Genomic DNA, 25,656 nt, shown 5'->3' with positions numbered 1-25,656 from the left:
TCCTAATTATTTTATCTCATACTCACTACACCTATTAAATAATTCATCATCCACTTCAGCTTTAATGTAGGTTCCTTCTCCTTTATACTCTTCTTCTATCACATTACCTCTACTGTGAACCATAGACACAAGAGCTCCCTCACTATAGGGAATTAAGAATTCACACAATCTCAGCTTAACTGGAATATCTCTTCCGATAGCATCAAGAAGTTCATCAATATTTATTTTAGAAAGAGCACTTATTTCAATAATATTGTACCCTTCTTTTTCTCTTTTTATATTCTCTATTTGCTCCTCTGTAGCCATATCTATTTTATTAAGGACAAGTAATATTTTCTTATCCTCAACCCCAAGTTCATTAAGCACATTTTCCACTGCCTCAATCTGCTGTAATGCTTCTTGACTACTTGAATCAACAACATGAAGTAGTACATCTGCCTCAATTGTTTCTTCTAGTGTAGATTTAAATGCCTCTACAAGGTCATGAGGAAGTTTTCTTACAAACCCAACAGTATCAGACATAACTACCTTCCTGTTATCTGGAAGTACAAGTGCTCTAACAGTTGTTTCTAAGGTAGCAAACAACATATTTGCTTCAAAAACCTTTTCCTTTGTAACTGTATTAGCTGGAACATAGTCACATAACATATTTCTTAAAGTAGATTTTCCAGCATTAGTATAACCCACAAGTGCCACTGTAGGAAGACTAGTTTTTCCTCTTTTTTCTCTCTGTACACGTCTGTTCTTTCTTATTCTTTCTAGCTCTTTCCTAATATCATCAATTCTACTTCTAATATGTCTTCTATCAGTCTCAAGTTTTTTCTCTCCAGGTCCTCTAGTACCTATACCAGCTCCTGTTCTAGATAACACTGTACCTAATCCCATTAATCTTGGCATTCTATATTTTAACATTGCAAGTTCAACTTGAAGTTGTGCCTCTTTTGTTTTCGCTCTTCTCGCAAATATATCAAGAATAAGTGTTGTTCTATCAATTACCTTACATCCAATATTGTCCTCAAGATTTCTCACATGTGATCCTGAAAGCTCATCGTCAAAAATCACAACATCAGCCTTCATCGCTTGCCTTAAGTAATCTATTTCTGTTACCTTTCCTTTTCCTATGTAAAATGCTGAATCGATTTTATTTCTCTTTTGAAGTACACTATCAAGAACCTTTATATTACATGCTTTTGCTAATTCTTCTAGTTCTTTAAGACTCTCTTCACTTTCTACTCCAACAAGAATAGCTCTCTCAGTCTTATCCTCTTCCATGGAAAATTCCTCAAACATCTTATTTATTTCTAAAATATTTGGCAGAGGATTATGCTTTAAAGCACCTTCTAATGGAATATTCTTATATTCCTCGCATATAATTCTGTTATCTTCAATTGTACAATATCCAACATTAACCTTAATCATATTGATTTCTTCGTTTACAGCTATTGCAACCATAGTATCTAGCTTCAGCTTTGTAAGAGCACTAATATCTAAGGCAGAAAGTTTACTATTACCATTTGGATGAGTGTGAATAATCCTAATCCCACTTAGCTTTCTCTCTGAAATTTCAACCTCTGGAAGTTCAACAGTTGTACTGTCACCTAATGATACCGCAGTAATTTTTCCTCTTCTATTAATTGCAACACTTATTTCTCTATTTAATTCAAGTGTCAATTTATTCATTACTATGGCTAATTCTTCTGAAAATAGAATATCTTTTTCTATCTGTAACTCATAAATCTCCTCTAACTGATTTATTATTGATTTTTTAACCCCATCTATGTTTCCATATATCATAATTTCACCCTATTTCTTTTATTTTTTTATAAATTTCTATCTCTAGATTTTTAGTTAAAACTTAACTTATTCAAATAATTAAAAGTAGTAAAACAAATCAAAGAACAGAGAAGAGAACAAATCGTGATACCTTATTTGTTCTTTTTTATTCAATAATCTCTTTGATAAAAATCACATTTAATATATTATAAATAAACTAAATTTTGTTCTGGAATCTTTATATGTATTATTGACATAGTTTTAATTTTATAATATATACTGTCCATTGTAAACATTTAAGGTAACCTTTCTATATCTTTAGTCTTGTGATTTTCAAAAGATTTATTCTAGAGGTTGTTTCCAACTAAAATTTATGTTTTAATATAGTTAAAATATGAATTTGTAAATAAAATATGAAGGCGGGATAAAATTGGAGAATAAGAAACGAAACATATTATTCAGCAAAGAGCAGATAGATGAACAACTAGTTGTAGTTGGTAAGCAAATTTCTGAAGATTATAAGGATAAAAAATTATATGTACTTTCACTTTTAAGAGGAAGTTTTATTTTTGCTGCTGATATCGTACGTCATATAGATGTTCCAACAAAAATAGGATTCATGACTACTTCAAGCTACGGACATGGAGAAGAGTCTTCTGGTGTAGTTACTGTAGAGCATGATGTTCCTGATAACATAGAAGGATACGATGTATTAATCGTTGATGATATAGTTGATACTGGAAATACAATGGAGTTTGTTGCAAATCACGTAAAAGCTTTAGGGGCAGCATCTGTTAAAAGCTGTGTTCTACTAGATAAACCATCTAGAAGAGTTGCTAACATTAATCCTGATTATTGTTGTTTTGAGATTCCAGATCTTTTTGTTGTTGGTTATGGATTAAACTATGGTGATTACTATAGAAACATTCCATATGTATTCAATTGGGAAACTGAAGAATAATTTCAAATAAATAATGTTTTTACAGTTGACATTTTAAAATTTTTGAGTAAAATGAATATAAGTAGTATATAATAATTAATAATTTAAAACGTTGATAGGGCTAAGTACTATATACCCAGTTTTCAGAGAAGAAGCATCATCGGCTGCAAGTGCTTCTATTCATGAATATAGGAATACTCCCCTTGAGTGTGATTCATTACCTTTTAAAGGGAAATATCACCGGCATAGCCGTTATTTTAATGAGATAAATTCATTTGTTGAAATGTACTTGAGCAGCACAGAGAATCGCAGTGACGCCGAGATTGAAGTTTTTCAACATCCTGAATTAATTTGGGTGGAACCACGAGTTTAATCGTCCCTTAGTGACGATTAAGCTCTTTTTATTTTATAAAAATTTATTTATGAGGAGGTAGTAAAATGAGTATAATTAATATTAGGCTTAAAGATGGTTCAGTAAAAGAGGTGGAAAGAGGCACAACTATACTATCTCTAGCAAAGTCTATTAGCGGTAGATTAGCTAAAGAAGCTGTTGCTGCTGAAATGGACGGAGTAGTTGTGGATCTTAATAAGGCTATTGAGAAAGAATGTGAAATAAACATTCTAAAATTTGAAGATGAAAAAGGAAAGGATGTATTCAGACATACAAGTGCTCATATTATGGCACAAGCTGTTAAAAGACTTTATCCTGACTGTAAATTAGCAATTGGTCCAACTATTGATAGAGGTTTTTACTATGACTTTGATATAGATAAGACTTTTGATGCAAGTGATCTTGAAAAAATTGAAAAAGAAATCAAATCTATTGTTAAAGAGAACCTTTCTATAGAAAGATTCGAACTTCCTAGAGACGAAGCAATCGCTCTTATGAAGGAAAAAGGTGCAGATTATAAGGTTGAGCTTATTGAGGACCTTCCTGATGGAGAAATTATTTCTTTCTACAGACAAGGAGATTTCGTTGACCTTTGTAGAGGACCTCACCTTCCAAGCACTAAGGCAGTTAAAGCAATGAAATTATTAAGTAGTACTGCTGCATACTGGCGTGGAGATGAGAACAATAAAATGCTTCAGAGAATTTATGGAGTTTCATTCCCTAAAGCAAAACTTCTTGAAGAGCATTTACACCAACTAGAAGAAGCTAAAAAAAGAGACCATAATAAATTAGGTAGAGAACTTGAGTTATTTACTACTTCTGATATTATTGGTCAAGGGTTACCAATACTTCTACCTAAGGGAGCAAAGATAGTTCAACTTCTTCAAAGATTTGTAGAAGATGAAGAAGCTAGAAGAGGTTATCATATAACTAAAACACCTTTAATGGCAAAAAGTGATTTATACAAAGTATCTGGTCACTGGGATCACTACAGAGATGGAATGTTCATAATTGGAGATAAGGAAGACGAAGAGAATGCTATGGCATTAAGACCTATGACTTGCCCATTCCAATTTATGGCTTATAAAAATAGACAGAGAAGTTATAGAGATCTTCCTTTAAGATATGCTGAGACTTCAACTTTATTTAGAAATGAGTCATCTGGAGAGATGCATGGTCTTATACGTGTAAGACAGTTCACTATTTCTGAAGGACACTTAGTATGTACTAATGATCAGCTTGAAGCTGAAATCAGAGGAGTTATCGATTTAGTTAACTTTATGATGAATACACTTGGAATTCAAGATGATGTAACTTACCAGTTCTCTAAATGGGATCCAAATAATAAGAAGAAATATATTGGTTCTGAAGAAGATTGGGAAAGAACTCAAGACAATATGAGAAACATCCTTGACCATATCGGATTAAATTATGTTGAAGTAGAAGGTGAAGCTGCATTCTACGGTCCAAAACTTGATATCCAATTTAAAAACGTTCATGGTAAAGAAGATACTATTATTACTGTTCAAGTTGACTTTGCATTAGCAGAGAGATTTGAAATGACTTACATTGATAAAGATGGTCAGAAGAAGCACCCAATAGTAATCCACAGAACTTCTATAGGTTGTTACGAGAGAACTCTTGCAATGCTTATTGAAAAATATGCTGGTGCATTCCCTACTTGGTTAGCTCCAGTTCAAGCTAAGATTCTTCCTCTTTCTGAGAAATATCATGATTATGCGCACGAAGTAATGAATGAGCTTCAGAAATATGGTATGAGAGTTGAAATAGATGAGAGAGCTGAAAAGATAGGTTATAAAATTAGAGAAGCTAGACTTGAAAGAGTTCCATATCTTCTTGTTGTTGGACAGCAAGAAGCTGAAGAAGGTAAGGTTTCTGTAAGAAGTAGAGTTAATGGTGATGAGGGCTCTCAAGATTTGAAAACTTTCATTCATAGAATCATGGATGAAGTTGCTGAGAGAACTTTAAATTACGAGAGTAAGCAAGAAGAGAAATAATATAAAAGAAGCACGGCAAACCCGTGCTTCTTTTAGTTGAAAATTGAAAATGGAAAGTTGAAAACGATGGATGGTTCTGACTCAGGTCAGAACCTACATTTTTATTGTTCTTTACGACAATAGGTATTCACTCATTTTATCTACGATAAAATTTTGTAGTTAAAATACAATGTTTCAAGTTAATGAAACGAGTAAAATCTTTTTGTCCAAGGAACAATAGAATTTAAATTTCACGTAGTGAAATATCCTTCGTTATCCACTTTCCACTTTCCATTTTCAGTTATGTTTTTAAATCACTTCAATTATCATAGGTTTTTGAGATAACTCAATCTTCCCCTCTTTAACAGTAACCTTATCACCATAAATAAGTTCATCATAAGTCCCATCTTTAATGTCAAGATCAAACATCTTATGATGTTCCATATCTTCTAAAGATATTTCTCCAATTTTACTTTCAACATTAAAGATTCCCACTAAAGTTCTTTCTTCCTTTTTATACACTGCATATATTACACCATCCACAGATGCTCTGCATATCTTGTACATTCCATCTGCAAATATATTATCACTTTTTATTTCCTTTAATTTTTTTAAGAAATCAACAAAGTCAGCTTCATCTTCATTCCAATTTACCATATCCTTTGTAAACAGGTCTGGTAAATTACTGTCCTTCATCTCTTGTCCTGCGTATAACATTGGACATCCTTTTTGGAAATATGTGAACGCAGTCCAGTTTTCAAGTAAAGTATCGTTGTTAATAACCTTTTTTGCTCTTGGGTTATCATGATTTTCAACAAATCTTAATTTAACATAATTTTCTGGGTTAGTAGATTCTTGACTTCTCAATACATTCAAATATTCATTTAGAGAAATCTCTCCATTAAGATATTGTGTCCATTTCTCCTGACCATCATAGTCATATGTTATATCAAAGGCTGAGTATGTTTCACAATCTGATGCCACATAGAAACCAGCATTTCTTACCATCTGTAAAAAATGAGGATGTACAGTTTCAGCAAGCCATACTGTATCTTTATTTATCTCTCCAATTTCTCTTCTCGCTCTCATCCAAAAATCCATTGGAATAAATGGTGCTACATCACATCTAAATCCATCAACACCCATTCTAGACCATTTTTTTAAAGCATCAATTTGATCATCCCAAAGATTTTTATTGCTATAATCAAGGTCAGTTATATCTGACCAATCAGCTACTTTACCACCTAGACTTCCATCAGGCTTTCTATAATAATACTCTGGATGCTCCATAAGGTATTTTGCATCATGTGAAGTATGATTAAATACAATATCAATCATACACACCATACCTCTTTTATGTATTTCATCTATAGTTTTCTTAAAATCTTCTTCTGTTCCGTATTCAGGATTAACTTTTGTAAAATCAGCTATTGAATAAGGGCATCCCAAGTCACCTTTTTTATTCTTTTGTCCAATTGGGTGAATTGGCATAAACCATACTATATCTACACCTAAATCTTTGATTCTATCAAGATCATCAATAACATCATTAAATGTACCATTACCTTTATGATTTCTAACATACACCTCATATATGAGCTTATTTCTTAGAGTCTTTTTACTATCAATAGCCATACTCACTACTCCTCTCAAGTTTTTAACACACAACAAATACTTAACATTGTTGAATATTAGTCTATTTGTAATTTATAATACTAATTTAACAGAAATCCCAGCTTAATGCAAACGTTTTCACTCTACATTTCCAACAGAATTTAAATTAAATCCTGCCTTATCTAAGTTTAATTGTAATGCGGTTTTAGGTACTTTTCCTACAATAATTGTTTCTGCAATAGCAATTTGATGATTAACTTCTACATCTTTACTCATAAGGGGTATGATTATTCTAACACGACTCTTTACATTAACATAAATCTTATGCCTTGTTTGATTAATTCCTGCAGATTCAAATGCTGATATATACTTTGCTTCTACATATCCTAATGGCTGCATCTTTACAGTTATAGGTGGACCTAAATAAGATAGAATATTATTTCTTGTTATGTATCCAATCGGCAGCTTTATTCCAACATTGCCCAGCTCATTCAATTCAGTTTGTGACTTAAGTGCAACAGTACAAGCTATCTTATTTAATTTCAAAGTATCAGCTTTCAACAATGCTATATTCCCATCATTATCTCTTTCAATAGTTATAACTTCGTTATAATCGAAATTCTCTGAGAACTCATCAATAATAGACTTATTAATTACCTCTAAAGATTTAGCTTTCATTTCTGCTTCTGAAACTGCCATTACTGTTGGTGTAACAATATGATCAAATAGATATATAAATAACATAAACAATGCAAATATGATTGTAAGAATAATTATTAGCTTTTTTTTAAAACTCTTTTTCTTTTTAATTGTTTTTTTATACCACATATAATCACCCTAATTCCTGTATTTGTATAATGTATGTTTCAAATGAACAAAATATTGATATAACTTTAATTTTTACAATATATTAATTTTTGAAATTATACCCTTTTTGATATTTATGATATAATAGTGCTGTATATTGATTTTATGCTGCTATATTGTCTTAAAAAATAAGGAGGTTCTTATGCGAAATACTAAGAAACCTAAGGGTAAAAGCAGTGATGCTAGAAATCACTCTTCAAATGGTAAAAAAAATAAAAAGATAAAGAAAAAAAGTGGTGGGTTAAAAAAGTTCTTTAAAATAACTTTTATCACACTTTTTATATTATTTTTAGTTTCAGGAGTAGCTATGGCAGGTGTTGGACTTGCAATGATAAAAACGGCTCCACCTTTAAATGTTGATAAAATACTGAAACTAGATGAACCAGCAAAATTTTATGATGATGAAGGAAATTTTATTGATGAATACATAACACTTTTTAGTAGAGAAAATGTATCTATCAATCAAGTTCCTATAAATCTTCAGAATGCATTTATTGCAATTGAGGATGAACGTTTTGAAGATCATCACGGTATTGACTGGTATCGTTTTGCAGGTGCTATGAAAGGCAACGTTAAAACTGTATTCAATAAATTAACTGGCAAGCCATCTGGAAGCATACAAGGAGCTTCTACTATAACTCAACAGCTTATAAAGCAGAGAATGTTTCTTAAAAGTTCACTAGAAAATAGACTTGATGTAGAAAGAAAAGTTCAAGAAATGTATTTAGCTTGGCAGTTAGATAATAAGCTTTCTAAGAAAAAAATACTGGAAGCATATTTAAACACACTTCCTCTTGGTTCAAAAGCTTATGGTATAAAGGCTGCTGCTAAACAATACTTTAGTAAGGAACTTAGTGAATTGACTCTTGTTGAATGTGCCTTTCTTGCTAGTGCGGCACAAAACCCAGGAAATTCACATCTTTTAGCCAGCAGGTCGGTAGAAAACAATAATGGTGTGTTTCCTTCACAAAGAACTCTAGCAGTTCTAAATAAAATGTTGGAATTAGGTTATATAAGTCAACAGGAATTTGATGAGGCTACAAAAGATAAAATCACAGATAATAAAATCGCTGTAGCATTTGATTTTACTGAAGCTTCTTCAGATGAGATGAATTATGAATACTTCTCAAGAATAGTTATTGAGACAGTCACAGAAGATTTAAAAAAACAAGGAAAAAGCGCGGATGAAATATACAATCTTCTTGCTAATGGCGGACTTAAAATATACACTACAATGAATAAAGAATGGCAAGAAAATACTCAAAAGATATTAAATGATGATAAAAGTATCGATAAAACAAAAGTTTCTGATTATCTTTTCCCAAGAAACAATGATTTAACACCACTTCAAGAAGATTTACAAGCTTCAGCTGTTGTTATGGATTATAGAACTGGTGAGGTAAAAGTAATAATCGGTGGACGTGGGGAGCAAGGTCCACGTACTTATAATAGAGCAGCCTCTAATAACTTTTTAAGAGCTCCTGGCTCTACTATAAAACCTCTTACTGTATACGGACCAGCAATAGATACTAAAAAACTTACTGCTGGAACAATAATTGAGGATTCTCCTCTTGATGAAGAGACTAGAAAAAAATATAATGTAGCAGATACGAAAAAAGGCGGCAAGATTTTACAATATCCTCGTAATGCTCCTGATAAGTATGCTGGATATCTTAACTTACGTTATGGTCTTAAAGAATCTAAAAATACTGTTGCAATGAAGGTTGTTGATCAAGTTGGATTATCAACTGCAGCAGAATATGGAAGAAAATTCGGTCTTAAAATTAATACTGTTGATGAGCATAGCCTTGCTTCTCTTGCCCTTGGTCAGTTAACTGTTTCAGGAGGTACTTCTGGAGCAAATCCATTAATGCTTGCAACTGCATATGGTTCATTTGGTAACAATGGAGTTATGACTTCACCATTAGTTTATACTAAAGTTGTTGATAGTAATGGCGAGATAATTCTTGAACCTGAAAGATCAACTCAAAAGGTACTTTCTCCTGAAGCCTCATACATTATGTATGATCTTCTTAAAGAGCCAGTTACTAATCCGGGTATTGGTACAGGTACAAGAGCAATGTTAGATGGAATGGATACTAGAGGTAAAACAGGAACATCTGCTGATCGTAAGGATTTATGGTTTACAGGTTTTACACCTTATTACTCATGTTCTGTTTGGGTAGGTAACGATGATTATTCTGTAATTAAATATAAATCTGGGAATTATTTTGGAAGTAATAGTGTTGCTGGTATTTGGAATAAAATTATGCAACCAATCCATGAAGGACTTGAAAATAAAGCAGCTGTTGAAATGCCTAACAAAATTAAGAAAGAAAAAATTTCCAAAGATTCAGGTACTCTACCTACAGATTTAACAGAAAAAGATCCTCGTAAAAATAGAATTTACGAAGAATTATTTATAGATGGAACTGTTCCAACTGAAAAAGATGATGTCCATGTATTACTGAAGGTTGTTACTATTGATGGTAAAGATTATTTACCTAATAACTATACAAACGAAACTGAGCTTATAGAAAAAGTATATATCACAAGAGAGTCTCTTCCATTTACTGGTCCAGATAGAAAATCATATACTCTATTAGATCAGAAGTATGTTGCTCCTACAGAGAAAGCACCTATAGATGATGAGCTTAAGAAGCTTTTAGAACTTTTTGGTGCTGATCCGGAAGATGATTCAAACTCAGAAACACCAGATGACATCGACACTCCAAATGAGTAGAGTAATGATAATGATTTAAAAAAAGCGAGAAGTTTAATACTTCTCGCTTTTATAATATTAATTTTTTGTTTTTGAATTAAATATTAATGCCATAATATACCCAAAAACAATAGCAGCAGAAATCCCTCCAGCACTACCTTTTAATCCCCCTGTAAAAGCACCTATAAGACCAACCTTATCAACCTCTTCCATAACTCCTTTAGCTAGAGTATTCCCAAATCCAGGCAAAGGTAATGTAGCGCCGTATTTGCCTACTTCAACTACTTTCTCATAGATTCCCATTCCTCCAAGAATAACTCCTATAGTTACAAAGGATACCAAAATCCTAGCTGGTGTTAAACTAGTTTTATCCATTAAAATTTGTGCTATAACACAAATTGTTCCTCCAACAAGGAAGGATGCTATATAATTATACATTTTACTCCTCGCTTTCTATAGTAATTGCATGTGCTATTCCTGGTATACTTTCTCCTTGTTGAGCACTAGTAGTACTTAATAATGCCCCTGTTGAAACAAGAAGTATTCGTTTTGCTGTTTTATTTATTAACTTTTCATATAGGTAACTGCTAGCTACCACAGCTGAACACCCTGCACCACTACCTCCACAATTAACTTTTTGTTCTTCAATATTAAATATACACTCACCACAGTCCATATAAATATCTCTAACATCATATCCAAAATCAAGAAGCATTTCCTCAGTGAGTTTTTTACCAACTATCCCCAAATCCCCAGTAGCAATAATATCATAATCTTTAGGGCGAAATCCTGTATCTTCAAAATGTGTTTTTATTGTATGTACAGCAGCTGGTGCCATAGCCCCGCCCATATTAGTAGGATCTTTTTCTCCAAAATCTTTTACTTGACCAAATGTTACATGAGTAACTCTAGGAAACCCAATTCTCATACCTAGAAGCATAGCCCCTGACCCTGTAACAGTCCATTGAGATGTTGGACTTCTTTGCCCTCCCATTTCCAGTGGAGCTCTAAACTGTCTCTCAGCTGAAGAAAAATGAGATGAAGCCTCTGCAATCGCGTATGACCCATATCCTCCATCTATAAGTATACTTGCTACCGCTAAAGCCAAAGCCATAGTAGAGCAAGCCCCATAAAGTCCAATAAGAGGAATATCAAAATCTCTTGAAGCAAATGTAGTTGCAGTTAGTTGGTTTAATAAATCTCCACCGCATATATAATCAATATCTTTATCTTCTAATCCTATTTTATGTATACATTTCATTATTGTAGTGTGACTAATATGACTTTCTGCCATTTCAAAAGACATTTGTCCATCCATATCATCACTTAATATTGAATGAAAGTATCTCCCTAATGGACCTTCCCCTTCTTTAGGACCAACAGTACTGTATGTTGAAATAATACTGGGTTTATTTCTTAGAATAATAGTCTGTTTTCCAATATGATTTTTCACTTTATCACCACTTTTCCTAATTTAAAAGTTTAGTAAAATAATATATGATTCCTAAAACTACAGATGAACTTATTCCATAAATAAGTACAGGTCCAGCAATTGTAAACATCTTTCCTCCAACACCAAAAACAAAACCTTCTTTTTTGAATTCCATTGCTGGTGATACAATAGAATTTGCAAATCCAGTAATGGGCACTATTGATCCAGCACCTGCAAATTCTCCTATTTTATCATAAACACCTATACCAGTAAGCAAGGCACCAATAAATACCATTGTAATTGTAACTAACAACCCTACATTCTCTTCTGAAATGTTTATCATAAGGTAAAAATCATTAATTAATTGTGCTAGAACGCAAAATAGCCCCCCAACAAGAAATGCTCTAAAACAATGTGACAGCAGGTTTGGCTTAGGTTTACTTACAATATTATGTTTCCTATATGACTCTTTAAGCAACTCATCTTTCACAGTGTACACCTCACTTTTACTACTTTTTATTATTTTGTGTAATTTTCAAAAAAATAATAAAAAAAAAGAAAAAATAAGTAGATTTTTATCCACTTATCTTTTCCTTTATTTGACCTAAAACTTTCTTTTCAATTCTTGATACCTGAACTTGACTTATACCAAGCATTTTTGCCACTTGTACCTGTGTTTTATCTTTAAAGTATCTTAATATAATTACCTGTCTTCCTCTTGAATCTAATTGTCTTATTGCTTCTTTTAAAGCAATTTTGTCTATCAATTTTACACTATTCTCTTTCTTACATGTTATTTTATCAATTAGAAGCACTGGAGAACCATCATCTTGATGTATAGTATCATATAAATAATTCATTCCAGCACTTGATTCAAGTGCAAATACTACTTCTTCTTTTGAAATTCCAGAATATTCGGATAATTCCTCCACTGTTGGGTCTCGTTGCAGTTCATTAGTTAAAGCTTCTCTATCATAATGGAGCTGCCTTGCTTGCTTTTTAACACTTCTACTTACCTTTATTATTCCATCATCACGAAAGAATCTCTTAATCTCTCCCATAATCATTGGAACAGCATATGTTGAAAATTTAACGCCATAACTATCATCAAAATTTGATACTGCCTTAACTAACCCAATACAACCTATCTGAAATAAATCATCGTACTCATAACCTCTATTTATAAATTTCTTACAAATAGAAGTTACAAGCGGTAGATTATTCTGAACAATATTATCGAGGGCTTCTTTATTCCCTTTTCTTGCTTCTTTAATAAGTTCTAGATTATTTCCATAGTTTTTGTCCATCTAATTCACCCGTTCCACATTTGCTAATTGATATGTTTTCTCATTACAACGCATGTTCCCTTTTCATATTCTGATTCAACTTTTAGCTCATCCATAAATGTTTCCATAACTGTAAAGCCCATTCCTGATCGTTCTAAATCAGGCCTTGAAGTATATAATGGCTGCATAGCTAATTCAATGTTTTTGATACCATTTCCCTCATCCATAACTTTAATTTCAATATCATTATTTTCAATGGTACATTCGATAATTACTTTCCCATCTTCATTCCCATATCCATGAATAATACTATTTGTTACAGCTTCAGAAACTGCTGTTTTAATGTCAGCAAGGGTATCAATTGTAGGATCCAAAATTGATATAAAACTCGCCACAGCTACACGTGCGAACCCCTCATTAATTGATTTGCTTGAAAATTCTAGTCTCATACTATTCTTTTGCATATTAATCCCCCCACTAAAAATTACTAACAATACTCTCAATAGAGTCAATCTTTTTGATAATCTTATAAATTCCAGATACACTAAATATTTTGTCTACTCTTTCATTGGTATTAACTATCTTCAGTTCTCCACCATGTTCAACAACTTTCTTGTATCTGTTTATCAACATGCCTAGCCCTGAGCTGTCCATAAATGATACATCCCTAAAATCAATAATTACCTTATAAATTTTTTCTCTATCAATTTTATCATCTATCTTAGTTCTCACTTCCATGGCATTATGGTGATCTAATTCACCAAATAGTTTGATAACCAGATGATCTTTAACTCTATAAAAGTCTAAATGCATTTCCACTCCCCCTATCGGTTAATTTACATTTATTTCCTTTTATAATATTCTTTATAAAACTCAAAAATCCTTCAATTATTTATAATTATTTTTAAATTATATCCATTTTATTGTTTATTATACAATTTTAATGTATTTTACATGAATTTTCTATTATTTTTATTTCTTCTTTGTTTAATGATAAATAATCATATAATTTTTGGTCAGAAATATTTTCATTTTCAAAAAAAATATTCAATACTCTAATTTTTTTTAAAGAGTTTGGATAATACTCGTACAGATCTCTTCCTAATTTTTTACACATACACTTCATATAAAACTCATATAATTTCGAATTGAAGAGGTTGCATAATCTTTCATAATTCAATTCTTTGCACTTGAATTTTATGCAGTAAATATCCGCACTGAAAAAACTTCCATGATCTACTGCAAATCTATTGCTTCCACTTTTATAAGGAAATATAATTTTTTCTCCTTCAAAAATCTCTCTTTTTCTTCCCCATTGCAGTTCATACCATTTTCTAACACCATTAATGCACTCTCTTCTTTTTCTTAGTTTGTCTTCAAATTGTCTTAAATGTTTTATAACATTACTTTCAATTATATCCTCATTATTTATTATGTTTGAATATATTAAAGCCTTGTCACTATTAAATATTCTTCCTTTTTGTATATGGCTATTTTTTATCCATCTTCTCAAAAGGTATTCTTCTATTTTAAGCTTATTCTCATTATGTATTATAAACGCTTTATCACATCCTGTAATTACACCTTGATAAAAATCAGCAATTTCTTCAATCGATTTAGTGCTCTTTAAATTTATTTTATCTATGATTTTTTGTTGACTTTCATTTATAAGCATCCATTTACTTTTCCTTAGTCTTTCCTTATCAACAGTAAACTCTCTGTAAATTTCATTTCTAATTATGAGTTTTTTTATAAAATCTTTATCAACTTCACCATCAATAATTTTAGGCTTTATCACTGAAATATGAGATCCCTCACTTGCTTCCTTATCTATACTTATTATAACAGGATCTATCCCCACTCCTTTAAATGGCCTTAACCCGTAAAAATCAATTATTTGAACATGTCCATCAACTTTTAGAAGTTCATCTCTCAGTTTTTCTCCACTTAATGACTCCATAAAATACCGTGATGTAATAAATATTATTTTTCCTTTTTCATGTGTATTTTGTATAGCCTCATATAAAAAACAATATGAGATATCTCCCTTATCAATTAAAAGATTTTCATATTTTTCCTTAAGTAGCTTCCTATATTCTTTCGAAATGCTCTTATGACCTATATATGGTGGATTTCCAATCAAAATATCATATTTTTCTTTATCATTAAGAAGATAGTCTTTATTATATATCTTAGTTATAAAGTATCCATACTTTTCATAAACATCAATCTGTAAAATTGCTAACGCAACTGCATCAATATCATATCCTACAATATTATTTTCCAGTATATATTTTATTATATCTTTTCTACAGTTACTTTCTGTTGATTCATCAGTTAAAAACAAATTAATCAATTGTTCTATAACCTCAAATATAAAATTTCCTGTCCCACATGATGGATCACATATTTTTATATTCCTATTCTCACTAAAACATAAGTTATTTAAATATTTTTTAACTATATATGATGCAATATATTGAGGGGTATACACTCTTCCTCTTTCTTTTTTTCCTTGATCACTTTTTTTTAAATAGAACTCCCCAATTCTATCTTCTATGCTATACTTACATTTAAAATCTTTTATAAGCTTGTTTTTTTCCAAATTTTCTGTATATTCTTCTTGTATAGTATTATACAAGTCTATAACACTTTCATTGAACCCCATAAATTCTTCACCCCAACTAAATTATATCCCCCCTTCCTATATTCTATAAAAACTACTTATCCCCTTTATTTTTTTATCCTAAAAAATAAGGGCTCTAGAACATACGATTAAAAAGCACCTAAAAAGTAAATTTCTTTTTAGGTGCTTTGTTCTCAATTATTAAAGTACTGATGTAAATAATACATAAATCCAGTGGGCAGAAATCCCTGCACAAAGTCCTCCTATGGTATGACTTAATATAGCCTTACCAGTAAGTTCTCTACATCCAAGCCCGTCCATCATTGCTACATGTGTACTTAAGTATCCACTCCAACACATTCCCATTGATGTAAATACAGCAATCTCATTACCTGTTATTGCTCCACTTTGTAGTAAAGGATCAACTAGACCTAAAGCAGCACCAACTGCACCAAGTGCTGTAATTGGGAATGCCAAAGCCTCACCACTTGTAAAACCAAACAAAGGCTCAAATATAAAATTAAGTTTGCCGCCTATAGCAGGAAGTAGTCCTACTCCTTCGTAAGCAGCTCCAGTATATCCTCCAGCAGGTGCTCCATTTGTTAACATCATAACTAATGTACAAATAATAAGCACTCCTGGAATTATTCCCATTCCAAGTTCAACACCAGATTTTCCACCATCAAGCATAGCTTCAAGTAATCTACTTGAAACACTTCCTTCTCTTACTTCTCTATACTTCATTACATCTAAATCATTTTCATCACTTTCCACTGCCATTTCTTCAGTTCCAAATAATTTTTTTGTGAATATCATCATTATTCTAACTGATACAATACTACCAATAACAGCTCCAATATTACCAATAAGAGCAGCTGTTGCCATACTTTCTCCACTTGGTGATACTTTTAGGCTCATTGTCACTGTTACAATAAGACCCATTCCAAAAGCTGTTCCCATATTTGTCAATGCAGGCAGCTGAAACTTTTTAAAATATTTCTTAAATCCTTTATCACTTGCTAATGTTAATATTGCTGGATTATCTGAAAGATAAGTCGTTACCATTCCTAATGCTGCAGCGCCAGGAAGATTATATAACGGCTTCATTAAAATTGCTAATATTTTATTGATTAATGCTACGATACCAAACTCAGTTAATATTGCTGCTACTGCTCCAGCTAAAACCGATATAGCCATTATATAAAAAACGGTGTTTAGCAATAAATCGAATGCTGTATTCATCATTGTCTGCAGCATATTGGGTAATTCCATGATAGAACCTAAATACCAAAAAAATCCTACAAATAATACAAATGCTACTAACCCTTCTAAACCAATTGCTTTTTTAACCCTCTTATTGTTTACTACCGGCTCAATAACTTCCGGATTCATATTTAACACTTCATTGTTCATACCTGTTCCCCCGAGTATTAATTTATTCCGATTTTTTCATTTACTATTGATTGAATTTTTTCACATTTCAACTTGCCCTGGTTTACTATGTGATTACATTTTTCTATATTCTCATTCTTAAACTGCTCATCATTAATAGCAGTAAGATTAATTTTTACATTCAATACAGCACCTTCGATTGCACTCTGAATCATTAATGCAGCAACGCCTGCGTCTGAAATAGCATTCTTATTTCCAAGCTCACAAGCTGTCTCAATAAGATTATACATTTCAAATGATTTTTCTCCAACAATCATCGGAATACGCATAGCTCTCTTATATGCTTCCTCAATCTTTTCTTTTCTTAAAGCCTTCTCCTCATCACTTTCTTTAGGTAGCTTGTAAGCCTTCATTACTTCCATGAATTCCTCAGTATCCTTATTCATAAGGTTTAAAAATTCATCCTTAAGTGCTTGAGCCTCTTCAAGAGTATTGTCTACTCTCTTCTGATCCTCTTCACTCATATTTCTATAAGCTTTCTTCCCTACCGTTAAACTAAAAACCATTGATGTTAAAGCAGCTCCAATACTTGCACTAAGCGCCGCTACACTTCCCCCCACCTGGCGCAGGTGAATTCGATGCCAACTCATCAATAAACTCATTGACTTTTTTGCTATCTAGCATGGCTATTCCTCCTTAATTTTCACGGAAATACTCAGAAATTTCTCTTAACGATTTCATTATGGGGGATACAGGTATATCTGTCAATAATAAATTATAAGATTTTTTTGATTAAAATCTATATTACAATTTTTCCATTTTTTATAACTTTGTGTATTTGATTAATTCCAAAATGATACATTAAATAATTTAAATTTTTACTATCAAAAATAGCAATATCTGCCTTTTTACCAATTTCAATACTACCTATCTCATCTTGTCTGTTAATAGCACAAGCAGCATTGTATGTCATAGCATTTATTATTTCTTCTGGGAACATTCCCATTCCAAAACATGCAAATGTCATAACTGTTTGTAATGACTCAGTAGGTGATGTCCCTGGATTACAATCTGTTGATAACGCTACGGGAACATTTCCCTCAATAATCTTTCTAGCATTTGCAAAGTGATCTAACATTAGATAAAAAGATGTTGAAGGTAATAATACTGCAATTACATCATTTTCACTCATTGATTTAATACCTTCATCTGAAACTGCTACAAGGTGTTCAGCAGATACTGCTTTAACTTCCCCAGCAAGTTCTGCACCTCCTATTGATACAACTTCATCTGCATGAATCTTAGCCTTTAATCCCTTTTCCTGACCAGCTTTTAAGATTCTTCTGGATTCTTCAACTGTATAAACACCTTTTTCACAGAATACATCTATATACTCTGCAAGATTATTCTCTACAACATGAGGTAACATATCATTCAAAACAATATCTATATACTTTTCCCTGTCCTCTTTATACTCCATAGGTATTGCATGTGCTCCCAGGAATGTAGAAACAATATCAATATGATGTTTCTCATTTAATATCTTATTGACCTCTAAGCATTTCATCTCACTTTCAAAGTCTAATCCATACCCAGATTTACTTTCTATTGTAGTTGTTCCATGAGCTAACATGGTGTCTAGTCTCTTCCCTGCTTGCTCTACTAGTTCAGCTGTTGTAGCTTCTCTTGTCTGTCTAACAGAACTTAATATACCACCACCGCTTTTTAATATCTCAATATACCCAACTTTTTTTAGTTTCAATGGTAGTTCTCTTTCTCTTGAGCCACCATAAACTACATGAGTATGACAGTCTATCAATCCAGGGGTAACCGTTTTGCCTCTTCCATCTATAATCTCAGTGTGATTATTAATATATTCCTTATACCCATCACCACTACCAATTTTTAATATTTTATCATCTTCAATTACAATAAATCCATTTTCAATTATTCCTGCATCCATCATATCTATGCCTTTTTTAGGTCTTTCACCTTTACAAGTCACAAGGCAATCTATATTTTTAATAATAATAGACATTTAACATCCTCCTTAATAGGCATATTTCTTATTCCATAATTCTCTTTTCAAGAATTTGATCCATTGAGAAGTTCTCAATTTGAAGATAGTATTCAGCGCAACCAATTAACGCAGCCATTGGAACCAACCCTATAACCTCACTACCTACAACTGGCACTCCATATCTCTTTGCTTCCATTTTAATCATTTCAAAAGCTCTATATACTGCTGTTTTCTCATAATTAACAAGATTCATTGATACTTGAGCTATATTTCTCTCCTCAAGCATAACACCCATTGCCTTAACATATCTTAATCCACCACCAATATGTCTAACAACCTTACCAATTTTTGTTGCAACTTCAAGGTTATCTGTCCCTAGATTAACATTGAATGCAACAAGTGGAACTCTAGCACTTATTGCTGTACATCCAGACTTTTCATTCATTTCCATTGGACCAAAGTCAGGCTTCCACTGTTCTTCTTTAATTTTCTCAAAAAATCCTTCATATTGCCCTTTTCTTACTTTTGCAAGATTTTTTCTATGAGCAGCTGTTGCAGCCTCCTCATATAAATATACAGGTACATTGTACATTTCTCCGATTTTTTCTCCAACTCTATTAGCCATCTCTTTACATTCATCCATTGATACATCACTTATTGGTACAAATGGAACAACATCAAGTGCTCCCATTCTTGGATGACCACCCTCATGCTTTGTCATATCAATATTTTCATAAACAGCACCAGCAAATTCAACTATAGCTTCCTCAAGTTTTGTTGGCTCTCCAATCACTGTAACAACTGTTCTGTTGTGATCGCTGTCTGATGAGTAGTCAAGAAGTTTTACCCCTTCTCTTCCTCTAAGTACGTTCATTATTTTTTCAACCTTTTCCAAGTCTCTTCCTTCACTGAAATTAGGTATACATTCCATAATCTTAGCCATTATACTTCTCCTCCTAAATATTGATTTTAATTATTTCATTAACAGCATTATTGATCTTTTCACTTCTCAATAACTCTGTACATAAGTCAAGATCTTTGTACATTACAATATCCTCTTCAATAAATTTAACTTCTTTTCTAACCTCATTGTAAGCAGCTTGAGTTGCTTTCCCAAGTTTAAATCCTTCTCTAAAATCTATTGCTTGACATGCCGCCATTATCTCTGTTGCTAGTACTCTATATGTATTATTTATTATGTCTCTTGCTTTTCTCGCAGCAATTGTTCCCATACTTACATGGTCTTCTTGATTAGCAGAAGACGGTATTGAGTCAACTGAAGCCGGATGAGCTAGCACCTTATTCTCAGATACTAATGCAGCTGCAGCATATTGAGTAATCATATAACCTGAGTTCAAACCACCCTTTTTAACTAAGAATGCTGGCAGGTCATTTAATTGATAGTTTATTAATCTCTCTAATCTTCTTTCTGAAATATTACCAATCTCAGACATAGCTATTCCAAGAAAATCAAATATTATTGCCATTGGTTGCCCATGGAAGTTACCACCAGAATATACCTCTCCATCTCTAGTTATTATTGGATTATCAGTAACAGAATTAATCTCAATTTCAACTTTTTCTCTAACATATCTATAGGCATCTTTTGATGCTCCATGTACTTGCGGTATACATCTTAGAGTATATGCATCCTGAACTCTCAGCTCTCCCTGTGAAGTTATTAAAGTACTTCCCTCTACAAGCTTTAGAATATTCTCTGCAGTATTTATTTGTCCCTGATGAGGTCTTATTTCATGTATTGCTGGGTTAAAGGCATCTCTTATTCCTCTTAAAGCTTCTAATGTCAATGCTGATGTTATATCAGCAGTCTCTAATAATATTTTTGAATCATATAACGCAAGTACGCCAACTGATGTCATAACTTGTGTTCCATTTATCAATGCTAATCCTTCTTTAGCGGTTAACTCAATTGTACTTATCCCTGCTAACTCCATAGCTTTCTGTCCAGTCATTCTTTCTCCATTGAATATAGCTTCACCTTCACCTATCATAGGCAATACCATGTGAGCTAATGGTGCTAAATCTCCTGAAGCTCCCAAAGATCCTTTTTGTGGTATTATAGGTGTTACTCCTTTATTCAACATTTCTAGAAGGGTATTTAATGTCTCTACTCTAATACCGGAATAACCTTTAACAAGATTATTTATTCTAAGAAGCATAATTCCTCTTGTTTCATCAATTGAAAACGGCTCACCAAACCCACAAGCATGTGATATTATTAAATTTCTTTGTAATGTTTTGCAATCTTCTTGTGTTATAGTAACGTCTGAGAATTTTCCGAATCCTGTAGTTATTCCATATTTCACTCTATCATTCTCAACAATGTCGTCAACAATTTTTCTTGATTCTATTACTCTCTCATATGCTTCTTCACTGATAACAACCTCTTCATTACATCGAGCTATTTTAACAACTTTTTCTATTGTCAAACTTTTACCATCTATTATAATTTTCCCCATAAAATTTACCCCCTTTAATTTTCTTAAAATTATAAAAATTATAAATTTTCTTTATTGTACATCAAAATTCCTTAAAATATAATTATTCAGAATTTTCTGAATATATAAACTCTGTTATCACTTTATCACAACATCATAAAAATAGGTTCTGACTTAGGTCAGAACCCTACTTCATTATCCATTATTCATTAATAAAGTTTGCTATCATTTAAAGTGAATGGTTCATTAAACTCATTCATAAAAACATATTCTCTTACATCTTTTTTCTCATGAGGTTCTCTAGTCTCATCTGGTTTTCCAACTGGTGTTAAAGCAATAACCTTGTAATCTGATGGAATATTTAACATTCTTTTAATTTCATTTTCATCAAAGGCTGTTACCCAACAAGTACCATATCCTTCTGCTGCGGCACTAAGGACAAAATGTTCCATAGCGATAGCTCCATCCATAATATAAAAATCTTTACCATTCATTGCTCCAGAATTTTCAGGCTTACCTATAACTACACATGTTACAGGGGCGTCATTTATAGCTTCACTTATTTCAGAAGTACTGTTTCTAATACAGTTACTTAAAGAATTCTTAATACTCTTATCTTCAACTATAATGATTTTATATGAAGTATTATTTTTATAAGATGGTGAATTCATAGCGCTATTAATCATTCTATGTAAACTGTCTCTATCTATTCTGTCATTTTTATACTTCTTGTAACTTACTCGTTTATCAATTACATTATAAAAATCCATGCTATCACTCCTTCGAGTTTATTGTTTGCATGAATTTTTTTTTTATTCTTAAGTAAATTGATATTTACCTAATGAAATATTAAATTTAATCTTCCTTATATTAATGTTTTGAAACTTTTAAGGGAGTGAAATTAGCTGATTTTATCAAAGAAAAACTTTAATTTTTTAATAATTACATCATAACTATATTTTTTCTCAATAAGTTGCTTATTTTCAAGTCCTTTTTTTTCCACATCTTTATCATTAGATACTTTTACCATAGCATTCTTAATACTATCTATATCATGGTACTTAATAATTTCTACATTCCCATGAACTCTTAGTTCTTCTGCCACTCCAACATCTGTTGAAATAATCATATTATTAAACAAGGCTGCTTCAATTAGAACAAATCCAAAGCTTTCAAATTTTGAATTTAAGATAAATGCTTTTGATTTTTTATAAATGTTATAAAGTTCTTCTCTTTTTATGATTTCTCCTTTATAAAGTATTCTATCTCTAAGTTCTTCATTTTCTTCTAAAAATTTATTATAGAATTTTTTAAAATTATCTTCCATTGCTCCCACTAATAATAACTTCCAAGAGGTATTATTCTTTGAAAATATTTTAAATGCTTTTAAAATATTTTCTGTTTTTTTCTCTTCAGCACCTAATCTTGCAACATGAAGAAAGCAGTTTTCTTTTTCAATTTTCTCATTATTATTGATGTTCTTTATCCAATTCAAATCTACCCCATTTGTAATATGAATAAGTTTATTACCAAATTCCCCAAATCTTTTGTTTAATGGTTCTATAAGCCTCTCCTGCTCAGCACTTATTATGTCTACTCTTTTTAGATATGCTTTAATAATTTTTCTTTCTATGTAATTCATACTGTCTAATCGCTCTATCAACTTTTCACTACAATCAAGTTTTAAATATATTTTCCCTTTCCTGTTGAAGAACTTATATACTATTGAGTATGCCACTGAGTATGATGTCATATGGAATATTTGAAGTATATCAATTTTTTTGCTGTTTTTAATTAAATATAAACATCCATCTAATATATAGTTGTTAAATGTCTTTTTTAAAAACTCTATCTTAAGACCTTTAACTTCATCATTTAAATAAGAATATTTATCTTGGTTATAACATGCAATCCAAGAATTATACCCATATGAATCGTGTAGTTTATATGGAATCATCCCCATATCTTTTACAAGATTTACATTGCTTGTATTGGGATATAAAACACAATAATTAACCATATTCTTGCTCCAATCTATTTTAAGAATTTACCTAATGTATTCAGATATCCTGTTTTATACAATATCCCAAAGTACATCAAAATTATAATTGGGATAATTATTACTATATTAATATTGACCAATTTAAAAACAATCATGAAAACAGTTACAAAACATATATTAGGTAAAATTTTTATAGCTTCTTTTAAATATGATAACTCAACTTTCTCTCTGATATTAAACGCCATTAAAATAAATGTACCTATCTCACATATTAAAGTTGATAATGCAGCTCCCTCTATTCCTATTTTTTTTATTAAAAAATAATTTATAATAATATTTGATAATGCAGATATTCCAATTACTTTTAAATAAATCTTTTCTTTTCCCCAAGCATTTAAGCTGTACGCACATAACTCTCTTAAAAATAATACCATAAAATATATCATAAGTATTTTAAGTGTTATGCTACCTTCACTAAACTTCTTATCAAATATTAAAATGAGAATTTCTTCAGAAAAAATAAACCCTCCAATTGCAGTTGGTATTGCAAACATCACCACAACTCTAGTTAGCATACCAAAAAAACTATTTAGTTCCTGTCCTTTTAGCTTTGTAAGATTAGGATATATAACATTGAATAAAACTGCAATCATACTTATAAGCAAGAAAATCAATTTGTATGCACCAGAATATAAGCCTAATTCATATTCACTTAAAAAGGCTCCAACCATTAAGGTGTCAACATTTCCATTTATTGTAGATAATATACTGCTCATTACAAATGGAAGTGCTATGGTAAATAGTACCTTACGTTTATTCCTATTTTTATTACCAAATGAAAAACCTTTTTTCTTAAATTGAAAAATATGATATGTACCAGCAGCAATTAATCCAATTATAAAAGCTACTGGAATAATATATACCCCACTATCATCTTTGAGTATGCATAAAATAATCACCAAGGGTATGGTAACTTTTATTATATTGAATACTCCATTATGTTTCATCTCATAAATACCAGCAAAGAACCAATCAAGATTAAAACTTAATGGTATTAGTGTTAATGAATATAATAACAGTATTGTTCTAAAACTATTTCCTTTTGTGATAAATACAGATATACTTGCAACTGCACAAATTGATAATAAGGCAATGATCAATCTAATGGATATTACAGAATATACTATCTCATCTTTTTCTTCACTCTTTGTAACTTCTTTAACTCCTAAGGTTTGGAATCCAAAAAGTGTTAAAAGATTAAAATATAATATAATGGCTTGGCTATAATTCACCAAACCAAATAACTCAACAGATAATACTTTGCTTATATATGATACTATCACAAAGCTCACTATTTGAACCCCAATGCTGCAAATAAACATATATATGAGATTCTTTTTAAGACTATTATTTGCGCCCATTTTCTTTTTCCTTTAATCCTCTTAAAATAAACTTAGGAATAACAAATAATCGTTTAATTCTAAAAGGTTCCTTTATTACTCTATATACCCACTCTAACCCAATATTAATCATCCACTTTGGTGCTCTTTTAATTTTTCCACCTAAAATATCAATACTGCCTCCTACTCCCATTGCAATATTGAAATTTAATTTATCAAAGTTTTCATATATAAACTTTTCTTGTTTAGGACACCCAAGCGCAACTACTAAAAGATCTGGTGAACACCCATTAATTTTATTAATAATTTTATCAGTATCCTGAAAGTATCCATCATGGTACCCACATATATTAATGCCTGAGAATTTACATGCTATATTTTTAACAGCTTCATTTAGAATATCTTTATTGGCTCCTAAAATATATACTTTTTTATTTTTCTCAGAACATATCTTTAGTAAGGATGTTAAAACTTCTATACCTGCAATTTTTTCTTTTAATACCTTTTTTTTAAGTCTGCATAATATAACTGTACCTATCCCATCTGGTACAATAATAGAGTTCTTACTTTTAAAATAATGGTATAAACTCTTGTCATTTAATCCTGAATAAAGTACTTCTGGATTGCCTGAAACAATTACCTTTTTATCATTCCATTGAATTTCATCATTAATTAATGCACTAATACTGTTATTATAAATATTAAACCCTAATATTTTGCTATAATTCTCCATAA

22 protein-coding genes and 1 other annotated feature are annotated in these 25,656 nt (G+C 31.3%); of the genes, 3 read left to right on the top strand and 19 right to left on the bottom strand.

What is annotated here, in order from left to right:
* Nucleotides 1-6 precede the first annotated feature (6 nt).
* Nucleotides 7-1,794 carry a GTPase HflX gene (gene hflX, locus OW730_RS12215; protein WP_271229292.1) on the bottom strand — a complete coding sequence of 596 codons (1,788 nt, stop codon included), beginning with the start codon at nucleotides 1,792-1,794 and terminating at the stop codon, nucleotides 7-9.
* Between the two features lie 409 nt (nucleotides 1,795-2,203).
* Here hflX and hpt point away from each other — a divergent pair, with 409 nt between their 5' ends.
* Nucleotides 2,204-2,734, top strand: a complete 531-nt coding sequence (gene hpt / locus OW730_RS12210; RefSeq protein ID WP_271229291.1) for a hypoxanthine phosphoribosyltransferase — start codon at nucleotides 2,204-2,206, stop codon at nucleotides 2,732-2,734.
* Between the two features lie 82 nt (nucleotides 2,735-2,816).
* Nucleotides 2,817-3,097: a binding site (T-box leader), on the top strand.
* A gap of 60 nt (nucleotides 3,098-3,157) precedes the next feature.
* A complete protein-coding gene (gene thrS / locus OW730_RS12205) occupies nucleotides 3,158-5,122 on the top strand; it encodes a threonine--tRNA ligase (RefSeq protein ID WP_271229559.1) in 1,965 nt (654 codons plus the stop codon).
* 288 nt (nucleotides 5,123-5,410) lie between these two features.
* On the opposite strand, the gene OW730_RS12200 is transcribed toward thrS, so the two are convergent.
* Both OW730_RS12200 and yunB read right to left on the bottom strand, forming a co-directional pair.
* A complete protein-coding gene (locus OW730_RS12200) occupies nucleotides 5,411-6,736 on the bottom strand; it encodes an alpha-amylase family glycosyl hydrolase (protein WP_271229290.1) in 1,326 nt (441 codons plus the stop codon).
* A 117-nt stretch (nucleotides 6,737-6,853) separates the two neighbouring features.
* The gene (gene yunB, locus OW730_RS12195; RefSeq protein WP_271229289.1) at nucleotides 6,854-7,543 is read right to left on the bottom strand and encodes a sporulation protein YunB; all 690 of its coding nucleotides are present in this window, start codon (nucleotides 7,541-7,543) and stop codon (nucleotides 6,854-6,856) included.
* Between the two features lie 181 nt (nucleotides 7,544-7,724).
* Between yunB and OW730_RS12190 the strand changes: the two genes are divergently transcribed.
* Nucleotides 7,725-10,325 carry a transglycosylase domain-containing protein gene (locus OW730_RS12190; protein ID WP_271229288.1) on the top strand — a complete coding sequence of 867 codons (2,601 nt, stop codon included), beginning with the start codon at nucleotides 7,725-7,727 and terminating at the stop codon, nucleotides 10,323-10,325.
* 57 nt (nucleotides 10,326-10,382) lie between these two features.
* On the opposite strand, the gene spoVAE is transcribed toward OW730_RS12190, so the two are convergent.
* The 16 genes from spoVAE to OW730_RS12110 form a co-directional block, all read right to left on the bottom strand.
* Nucleotides 10,383-10,742: a stage V sporulation protein AE gene (gene spoVAE / locus OW730_RS12185; protein WP_271229287.1), complete on the bottom strand. Its 360-nt coding sequence runs from the start codon at nucleotides 10,740-10,742 to the stop codon at nucleotides 10,383-10,385.
* 1 nt (nucleotide 10,743) lies between these two features.
* Nucleotides 10,744-11,757: a stage V sporulation protein AD gene (gene spoVAD / locus OW730_RS12180; protein WP_271229286.1), complete on the bottom strand. Its 1,014-nt coding sequence runs from the start codon at nucleotides 11,755-11,757 to the stop codon at nucleotides 10,744-10,746.
* 16 nt (nucleotides 11,758-11,773) lie between these two features.
* Nucleotides 11,774-12,226 (bottom strand): stage V sporulation protein AC, encoded by a 453-nt coding sequence (gene spoVAC / locus OW730_RS12175; protein ID WP_271229285.1) that lies wholly within the window; start codon nucleotides 12,224-12,226, stop codon nucleotides 11,774-11,776.
* 85 nt (nucleotides 12,227-12,311) lie between these two features.
* A complete protein-coding gene (gene sigF / locus OW730_RS12170; protein ID WP_271229284.1) occupies nucleotides 12,312-13,043 on the bottom strand; it encodes an RNA polymerase sporulation sigma factor SigF in 732 nt (243 codons plus the stop codon).
* Nucleotides 13,044-13,066: 23 nt separating this feature from the next.
* On the bottom strand, nucleotides 13,067-13,486 hold the full coding sequence (gene spoIIAB / locus OW730_RS12165) for an anti-sigma F factor (RefSeq protein ID WP_271229283.1): 420 nt from the start codon (nucleotides 13,484-13,486) through the stop codon (nucleotides 13,067-13,069).
* A 13-nt stretch (nucleotides 13,487-13,499) separates the two neighbouring features.
* The gene (gene spoIIAA / locus OW730_RS12160) at nucleotides 13,500-13,835 is read right to left on the bottom strand and encodes an anti-sigma F factor antagonist (protein WP_271229282.1); all 336 of its coding nucleotides are present in this window, start codon (nucleotides 13,833-13,835) and stop codon (nucleotides 13,500-13,502) included.
* Nucleotides 13,836-13,962: 127 nt separating this feature from the next.
* Nucleotides 13,963-15,690, bottom strand: a complete 1,728-nt coding sequence (locus OW730_RS12155; protein ID WP_271229281.1) for an Eco57I restriction-modification methylase domain-containing protein — start codon at nucleotides 15,688-15,690, stop codon at nucleotides 13,963-13,965.
* 159 nt (nucleotides 15,691-15,849) lie between these two features.
* Nucleotides 15,850-17,061, bottom strand: coding sequence for a CD0519/CD1768 family membrane protein (locus tag OW730_RS12150; RefSeq protein ID WP_271229280.1), 1,212 nt, complete (start codon nucleotides 17,059-17,061; stop codon nucleotides 15,850-15,852).
* Nucleotides 17,062-17,078: 17 nt separating this feature from the next.
* Entirely contained in the window at nucleotides 17,079-17,660 is a 582-nt protein-coding gene (locus OW730_RS12145) for a cyclodeaminase/cyclohydrolase family protein (protein ID WP_271229279.1), read from the bottom strand.
* 179 nt (nucleotides 17,661-17,839) lie between these two features.
* The gene (gene hutI, locus OW730_RS12140) at nucleotides 17,840-19,078 is read right to left on the bottom strand and encodes an imidazolonepropionase (protein ID WP_271229278.1); all 1,239 of its coding nucleotides are present in this window, start codon (nucleotides 19,076-19,078) and stop codon (nucleotides 17,840-17,842) included.
* A 28-nt stretch (nucleotides 19,079-19,106) separates the two neighbouring features.
* Nucleotides 19,107-20,003, bottom strand: coding sequence for a glutamate formimidoyltransferase (gene ftcD / locus OW730_RS12135; protein ID WP_271229277.1), 897 nt, complete (start codon nucleotides 20,001-20,003; stop codon nucleotides 19,107-19,109).
* A 13-nt stretch (nucleotides 20,004-20,016) separates the two neighbouring features.
* On the bottom strand, nucleotides 20,017-21,540 hold the full coding sequence (hutH, locus tag OW730_RS12130) for a histidine ammonia-lyase (RefSeq protein WP_271229276.1): 1,524 nt from the start codon (nucleotides 21,538-21,540) through the stop codon (nucleotides 20,017-20,019).
* A gap of 188 nt (nucleotides 21,541-21,728) precedes the next feature.
* Nucleotides 21,729-22,289, bottom strand: coding sequence for a nitroreductase family protein (locus OW730_RS12125; RefSeq protein ID WP_271229275.1), 561 nt, complete (start codon nucleotides 22,287-22,289; stop codon nucleotides 21,729-21,731).
* A gap of 131 nt (nucleotides 22,290-22,420) precedes the next feature.
* Nucleotides 22,421-23,539 carry a glycosyltransferase family 4 protein gene (locus OW730_RS12120; protein WP_271229274.1) on the bottom strand — a complete coding sequence of 373 codons (1,119 nt, stop codon included), beginning with the start codon at nucleotides 23,537-23,539 and terminating at the stop codon, nucleotides 22,421-22,423.
* Between the two features lie 14 nt (nucleotides 23,540-23,553).
* A complete protein-coding gene (locus OW730_RS12115) occupies nucleotides 23,554-24,873 on the bottom strand; it encodes a flippase (RefSeq protein WP_271229273.1) in 1,320 nt (439 codons plus the stop codon).
* A 55-nt stretch (nucleotides 24,874-24,928) separates the two neighbouring features.
* A complete protein-coding gene (locus OW730_RS12110) occupies nucleotides 24,929-25,654 on the bottom strand; it encodes a WecB/TagA/CpsF family glycosyltransferase (RefSeq protein WP_271229272.1) in 726 nt (241 codons plus the stop codon).
* Nucleotides 25,655-25,656 lie beyond the last annotated feature (2 nt).

Source organism: Oceanirhabdus sp. W0125-5 (assembly GCF_027938815.1).
GTDB lineage: Bacteria > Bacillota > Clostridia > Clostridiales > Clostridiaceae > Oceanirhabdus.
The sequence above is the reverse complement of the archived record's forward strand: the minus strand, read 5'-3'. Positions and strand labels throughout refer to the sequence as shown.

Bases quoted from the DNA above. Each gene is read 5' to 3' on its own strand.
- spoIIAA (WP_271229282.1), bottom strand. From the start codon at position 13,835: ATGCATTTAGACTTTTATAGAGTTAAAGATCATCTGGTTATCAAACTA.
- ftcD (WP_271229277.1), bottom strand. From the start codon at position 20,003: ATGGCTAAGATTATGGAATGTATACCTAATTTCAGTGAAGGAAGAGAC.
- hflX (WP_271229292.1), bottom strand. From the start codon at position 1,794: ATGATATATGGAAACATAGATGGGGTTAAAAAATCAATAATAAATCAG.
- OW730_RS12125 (WP_271229275.1), bottom strand. From the start codon at position 22,289: ATGGATTTTTATAATGTAATTGATAAACGAGTAAGTTACAAGAAGTAT.
- OW730_RS12120 (WP_271229274.1), bottom strand. From the start codon at position 23,539: ATGGTTAATTATTGTGTTTTATATCCCAATACAAGCAATGTAAATCTT.
- hutH (WP_271229276.1), bottom strand. From the start codon at position 21,540: ATGGGGAAAATTATAATAGATGGTAAAAGTTTGACAATAGAAAAAGTT.
- OW730_RS12200 (WP_271229290.1), bottom strand. From the start codon at position 6,736: ATGGCTATTGATAGTAAAAAGACTCTAAGAAATAAGCTCATATATGAG.
- sigF (WP_271229284.1), bottom strand. From the start codon at position 13,043: ATGGACAAAAACTATGGAAATAATCTAGAACTTATTAAAGAAGCAAGA.
- spoIIAB (WP_271229283.1), bottom strand. From the start codon at position 13,486: ATGCAAAAGAATAGTATGAGACTAGAATTTTCAAGCAAATCAATTAAT.
- OW730_RS12190 (WP_271229288.1), top strand. From the start codon at position 7,725: ATGCGAAATACTAAGAAACCTAAGGGTAAAAGCAGTGATGCTAGAAAT.
- OW730_RS12155 (WP_271229281.1), bottom strand. From the start codon at position 15,690: ATGGGGTTCAATGAAAGTGTTATAGACTTGTATAATACTATACAAGAA.
- hutI (WP_271229278.1), bottom strand. From the start codon at position 19,078: ATGTCTATTATTATTAAAAATATAGATTGCCTTGTGACTTGTAAAGGT.
- OW730_RS12110 (WP_271229272.1), bottom strand. From the start codon at position 25,654: ATGGAGAATTATAGCAAAATATTAGGGTTTAATATTTATAATAACAGT.
- spoVAE (WP_271229287.1), bottom strand. From the start codon at position 10,742: ATGTATAATTATATAGCATCCTTCCTTGTTGGAGGAACAATTTGTGTT.
- yunB (WP_271229289.1), bottom strand. From the start codon at position 7,543: ATGTGGTATAAAAAAACAATTAAAAAGAAAAAGAGTTTTAAAAAAAAG.
- OW730_RS12150 (WP_271229280.1), bottom strand. From the start codon at position 17,061: ATGAACAATGAAGTGTTAAATATGAATCCGGAAGTTATTGAGCCGGTA.